7 protein-coding genes and 1 pseudogene are annotated in these 5041 nt (G+C 64.0%); 1 reads left to right on the forward strand and 7 read right to left on the reverse strand.

All coding sequences use genetic code 11. From position 1 onward, the window contains the following. Positions 1-23: 23 nt before the first annotated feature. Genes V7050_RS17960 through V7050_RS17990 form a run of 7 tightly spaced genes read right to left on the reverse strand, consistent with a single transcriptional unit; the run spans position 24 to position 4616 of the window. Complete coding sequence (locus V7050_RS17960) at positions 24-197, reverse strand: hypothetical protein (RefSeq protein ID WP_324375745.1); 174 nt, start codon at positions 195-197, stop codon at positions 24-26. A 2-nt stretch (positions 198-199) separates the two neighbouring features. Continuing rightward, complete coding sequence (locus V7050_RS17965; RefSeq protein ID WP_324375747.1) at positions 200-955, reverse strand: HpcH/HpaI aldolase family protein; 756 nt, start codon at positions 953-955, stop codon at positions 200-202. An 11-nt stretch (positions 956-966) separates the two neighbouring features. Continuing rightward, positions 967-1749 (reverse strand): fumarylacetoacetate hydrolase family protein, encoded by a 783-nt coding sequence (locus V7050_RS17970; RefSeq protein ID WP_324375750.1) that lies wholly within the window; start codon positions 1747-1749, stop codon positions 967-969. 7 nt (positions 1750-1756) lie between these two features. Then, a complete protein-coding gene (locus V7050_RS17975; protein WP_324375753.1) occupies positions 1757-2650 on the reverse strand; it encodes a dioxygenase family protein in 894 nt (297 codons plus the stop codon). A 15-nt stretch (positions 2651-2665) separates the two neighbouring features. Then, on the reverse strand, positions 2666-3100 hold the full coding sequence (gene aroQ, locus V7050_RS17980) for a type II 3-dehydroquinate dehydratase (protein WP_324375755.1): 435 nt from the start codon (positions 3098-3100) through the stop codon (positions 2666-2668). Continuing rightward, positions 3097-3894, reverse strand: coding sequence for a sugar phosphate isomerase/epimerase family protein (locus V7050_RS17985; protein WP_324375757.1), 798 nt, complete (start codon positions 3892-3894; stop codon positions 3097-3099). Before V7050_RS17985 ends, aroQ begins: the two co-directional genes overlap by 4 nt. After that, positions 3891-4616, reverse strand: a complete 726-nt coding sequence (locus V7050_RS17990) for a GntR family transcriptional regulator (protein ID WP_324375760.1) — start codon at positions 4614-4616, stop codon at positions 3891-3893. The genes V7050_RS17985 and V7050_RS17990 overlap by 4 nt, the downstream gene beginning before the upstream one ends. Before the next feature lie 163 nt (positions 4617-4779). Here V7050_RS17990 and V7050_RS17995 point away from each other — a divergent pair. Continuing rightward, a pseudogene (locus tag V7050_RS17995) lies at positions 4780-5041 on the forward strand (hypothetical protein); the annotation flags it as partial.

The raw sequence follows: 5041 nt of genomic DNA on the forward strand, positions 1-5041 counted from the left end.
CTCTTTCGGGCCGGACTCTAACCTCAGATGGAGGAGAAAGCGGGGGTCACAGCAAGTCCCGCCGCTTCGGCAAGCTTTCGAGACAGCTCGAAAGCGATCCCGACCTCGCCGCCGCCAACCTTCTCGACCAGCGCCGCGTTGTTCATGTTCAGTCCGACGCGAAGCCTGCCGTCGCGCCCCAACCCGGTGGACGTCATGCTCAATCGTCTCGCCGGGCGAGAGCTGCCCTGCGGAGAAGGCCGCTGTCCACATCGACGGCGATGAATTGCGCGCCCGCAGCCTTTGCCTCGCGCAGGAAGTCCTGGTCGAGCGACAGAATTCCCCCCGGCACGCCGAGCCGTCCGAGCGTCGCCAGACTGTCGAGGATCGCCGCCTTCACCTCGGGATGCGACGGCTCTCCCGTATTGCCGAAACTGGCGGCAAGATCGGCGGGTCCGATGAAGACGCCATCGACGCCATCGACTGTCGCGATTTCCTCTAGAGTGTCGAGTGCTTCACGGGTTTCGACCTGCACCAGCAGACAGATTTCCTCGTTCGCGCGCTTTGCGTACCCATGGACCGCGCCATAGCGTGTGGCACGCGTGATACCGGAAACGCCGCGAATACCCTTCGGCGGATAGGTAACGGCGGCGACGGCGGCCCGCGCTTCCTCCGCATTCCGGACGTAAGGTATCAGCAGAGTCTGGGCGCCAGCATCGAGCAGTTTCTTGATCTCGACCGGGTTGTTCCAGCTCGGCCTGACGACCGGCGCTACGGGATACGGTGCGACCGCGCGCAGAAAGTCGATAGCTTCGGTCGGGCCGACCGGGGAATGCTCGGTGTCCATCATGATCCAGTCATAGCCGCAACCGGCCAAAAGCTCGGCCACGGTCGGATCCGACAGGGAATGCCAGATGCCGATCTGCTGCTTGCCGCTGCGGAGCGCGGCCTTGAAGGCATTTGTGGGGAGATCCATTCGTGGTAGCCTCATGCGAAACTGACGCCGATCGACCCGAGGTCGCCGTAGTCTGCGGCGATCACGTCGCCGGGTCTAATATCCACTGGCCGGGCGAACGCACCGCCCAGGACGATGTCACCGGCCTTGAGGCCGTCGCCCTGCGCCGCGAGCTTGCTGACGAGCCAGGCCAGGCCCGCCGCCGGATGTCCCATGACGGCCGCCGCAAGGCCCGATTCCTCGATCACGCCGTTTTGCGATAGCGTCGCTCCGACCCGGCGCAGATCGACGTCGAACGGCCGGATCGTGCGCCCGCCCAGCACGATGGCCCCGAACGCAGCATTGTCGGCGATGGTATCGACGATTTGCCGCGGCACCTCGGTCCGGTAGTCGATGATTTCCAGCGCCGGCTGCACGAACTCGGTCGCCCGCATCACATCGTGGATATGGCACCCTGCACCAGACAGATCCGACCCCATGACGAAGGCCAGCTCGACCTCCAGCCGCGGCTTGATGAACGTGCCCGCCGCGATGCGGGCGCCGTCCTGGAACAGCGCGTCGTCGAGGATCACGCCATAGTCCGGCTCGGTCATCTTCGATGCCTGCTGCATGGCGCGGCTGGTCAGGCCGATCTTGCGCCCGACGATCTTCGCGCCGGCGGCAATGCGCGCCTCGGCCCAGCGGCGCTGAACGTCATAGGCGTCCTCCAGCGTCATTTCCGGCCAGGTCGCGGAGGGCTGCGGGCAGACCTTGCGGGTCTTCTCGGCGGCGAGGATCGCATCCGCCGCATACTGTCGGTTCTGGTCACTCAGCATCGCAGCCTCACTTGATCGGGGGAATGGGAAGCCGGGACTCGCCGGGCTCCATCGTCAGCGTATGTTCCAGCGAATACCACTCGCCTACCTCGCCATCCTCGGGGTGCGGCCTGTCGTGGCGCTCCAGCTTGCCGATCAGCGCCTCGGTCACGCCGAATTGCACGTCCGAGGTCAGATAGTCAGTCTCGTCCACGTAGGTCTGGTTGATGAGCGTCTTGAACCCCTGCTTGTGCGCGAGGACATGCACGTGGGCCGGACGGTAGGGGTGGCGATCCTGCGCCTTCAGCAGCTGGCCGACCGTGGTTCCGGTCGGGATCGGGTAGCCGATGGGCTTGACCGACTTGAACCGCACAATGCCGTCCGCGCCCGTAATAAACTTGCCACGCAGGTTGTAGTCGGCTTGGCTGTCGTCCTGGTTTTCGTAGAGCCCCACGGGAGAGGCGTGCCAGATGTCGACCTCCAACCCCTCGACCGGCTTGCCGTCTTGATCCTGAAAACGGAACGTGCCGTAGAGCCGCGGTCCCGGTGTGTCCGACCGCAGGATCGAGCCGCCGTTTTCGGTCATCGGCTGGTCCATCCGCCAGAACGGGCCCAGCAGCGATTGCGTGGTCTCGGTCGCACCGTTGTCGCCGTTGTTCAGCAGGCAGACCAGCGACGACACCCCGAGCGATCCCGCCATCAACACGAACTCGTTGTGCTTGTCGTTCGATTGCTGCCCCATCGTGTTGAGGATGCGGGTCGCCTGCTGGAACTCCGCCTCGGTCAGGCGCACGTCCCGAACGAAGGCGTGCAGATGGGTGATCAGGCTCTTCATGATCTCGCGCAGGCGCGGATCGCTCGTGCGTTCCATCACCTTCTGGACTGCCGGTGTCACGTCCCGTTCGTTTGCGATGATCGTCATTTCCGTATCCCCCGTTCAGTCCGCCGAAAGCTGGCAGATGCGCCGCACGCCCGCGGCATAACCTTCGATGCCCAGCCCGGCGATCACCCCGTCGGCGCGATGCGAAACATAGGAATGGTGACGGAACGCTTCGCGCTTGTGGACCTGGTTGAAATGAACCTCGATCACCGCCGCCTCGTAGATGTTGAGCGCGTCCAGAATGGCGACCGAGGTATGCGTGAAGGCACCCGGTTTGATGACGATCCCGCAGGAGGTCTCGCGCGCCTCGTGGATCCAGTCGATGATCTGGCCCTCGTGGTTGGATTGCAGCAACCGGATACCGAACCCGTCAGCGCAAGCCGCCTCGCAGATCCGGGTGACATCCTCGAGCGTCTCGTGGCCGTAGATTTTCGGCTGGCGCCTGCCCAGCAGGTTCAAGTTTGGCCCGTTCAGGACCATGATGGTCTTCATCTCGACCGTCCTTCAAGAAGGGCGGTGGTTGCGGTGTAGATTGCGCGGGCGCGGTCCGACGGGGGCCTCCTGTCGGAGACCGAAGGAAGTTCGACCGAAACCACCGTTTCCGCGGGTAGCGCGGCCACGATCTCTCTCAGTGGAAGGCTGCCCTCGCCGGGCAGAAGCCGACCGCCCCGCGCCTCGGCGATCAAGACGTCCGTGCCGGTAGGCACTGCGGCGGGCGCGTCGCAAAGCTGAGCTGAGCAAATGCTGCTTGAGGACATCGCGGTGATGCTTTCGGGCGTACCACCGCAGCGTGTGTGATGCAGCGCATCGACCAGATAGGCGGCGTTGGACGCGCCGGATCGGGCGATCAGATCCAGACAAGCTTGCGGACTGTCGATCCCACGCCACGCCATGCATTCGATATCGACGCCTAGCCCGTGGTCTCCGGCCAAGTCGCAGATCTGCGCGAAACGATCAGGCAGGCCCTCGAACAGGTCCGCGCAGGTATTGACCCGCTTCGCCCCCAGCTTCGTCGCGGCCTCCAGCGCGGGGATCAGCGTGCTCGGGTCGAGGTGACGGTCGATCACCACCGTTTCGATGTCATAGAGCGCAATCCCTTCGCCCGCCATAACGCGTCCGAGTTCCGCAAGCCCCCGTGCATCAGGAAGGTAATGGAGCTGTCCGGGCGCCACGGGATGAAATCGCAGCCCGACGAAGCCGAAACCGGCCTGCCGCGCCAGCCGCACCAGATCGGCCGGGGCGAGCTCGAGAAATGTGAAATGGCCGAGACCGATCGGGCGGGTCATTCGGGCTCCTTGGGAAGGCCAGCGGCGACCAGGCGCTGCAGATTGGTGGTAGAGCGCTCGATATGACCGCAAAGCAAGTTGGCCGCGTCGTCGACCCGGCGCTCGACGGCAGCCTCTGCGATGGCGGTATGTTCGTCGATCACCTCGCGTTGGATGCCGACCGCCTGCAGATAGATGTGGCGATAGCGATCGTTCAGGGCGACCAGAGTCCGGTACATTTTCATCAGGAGCGGCATGTCGCAGCGCTCGATAAGCGCCAGATGGAAAGCGTTGTTGGCTGCCTCCCATTTGGCCAGGCTCGCCCCGTCACCCGCGATGCGGTCCGTCTTGTTGAGCCGGTACAGCGCCGCCATGACAGAGATTTCCCAATCCAGACCGCCGTTGGCGATGGATCGGCGCAGCGCATAAGGCTCCAGTTCGATGCGCAGCGCGCTGACTTCGTTGAGGTTGCCGACGGAAATCGGCGTGACGGTGTAACCGCGTTGTGCGGCGACTTCGATCAGCCCGTCGGCGACCAGCCGGGTGACGGCCTCGCGCAGCGGCGAAAGCCCGACATCCATCGTTTCGCGCAGTCGGTCGAGGTTCAGGCGCGCGCCCGGCTTCAGGATGCCATGCAGGATGTCGTGCCGCAGGCGCGCCTCGATCCTACCTGCGATCGTCGGCTTGCTCGCTGGTTTGACAACCGCGTCGAGGTCCGTGGGAGATGCGTCCAGTGCGGTCATACCGAGCTTCCTTTTGTGAGACGATACCCCAAGCACAAAACCGATGTAAAGAGAACAAATCGATTTTTATAAACTGAATCCGTTCAAACGTATAACATCGATGCCACTGGATTCGGTTGTGCCGGTTGCGTCGACCCGATCCCTGACCCTAGGGAGGACAAACATGCCATTTTCGATCACCTGTCGGGCCATGCTGGCGGCCACCGCAGCCCTCGCCATCGCCGCAAGCGGAGCGTTGGCCCAAGACCAGGTCCAGCTTCGGCTTTCAGCTGTGAATTCAGAGACCGATCAGCGCGCCATTGCGATGATCGCGATCGACGGCGACGAGCTGGTGATTGGCGCCACCCGCGCCGCACGACAGGCGCTCGGGCTCACGGGCGAGAATCTGGCGCGGCCCGTTCCGGTCGCAGACCTCTTCGGCATCG

It is taken from the genome of Amaricoccus sp., from assembly GCF_036846665.1.
Lineage (GTDB): Bacteria > Pseudomonadota > Alphaproteobacteria > Rhodobacterales > Rhodobacteraceae > Amaricoccus.

What these genes read in the sequence shown, in the direction of transcription:
- V7050_RS17960 (WP_324375745.1), bottom strand. Translation starts at nt 197, where the DNA reads ATGACGTCCACCGGGTTGGGGCGCGACGGCAGGCTTCGCGTCGGACTG.
- V7050_RS17965 (WP_324375747.1), bottom strand. Translation starts at nt 955, where the DNA reads ATGGATCTCCCCACAAATGCCTTCAAGGCCGCGCTCCGCAGCGGCAAG.
- V7050_RS17970 (WP_324375750.1), bottom strand. Translation starts at nt 1,749, where the DNA reads ATGCTGAGTGACCAGAACCGACAGTATGCGGCGGATGCGATCCTCGCC.
- V7050_RS17975 (WP_324375753.1), bottom strand. Translation starts at nt 2,650, where the DNA reads ATGACGATCATCGCAAACGAACGGGACGTGACACCGGCAGTCCAGAAG.
- aroQ (WP_324375755.1), bottom strand. Translation starts at nt 3,100, where the DNA reads ATGAAGACCATCATGGTCCTGAACGGGCCAAACTTGAACCTGCTGGGC.
- V7050_RS17985 (WP_324375757.1), bottom strand. Translation starts at nt 3,894, where the DNA reads ATGACCCGCCCGATCGGTCTCGGCCATTTCACATTTCTCGAGCTCGCC.
- V7050_RS17990 (WP_324375760.1), bottom strand. Translation starts at nt 4,616, where the DNA reads ATGACCGCACTGGACGCATCTCCCACGGACCTCGACGCGGTTGTCAAA.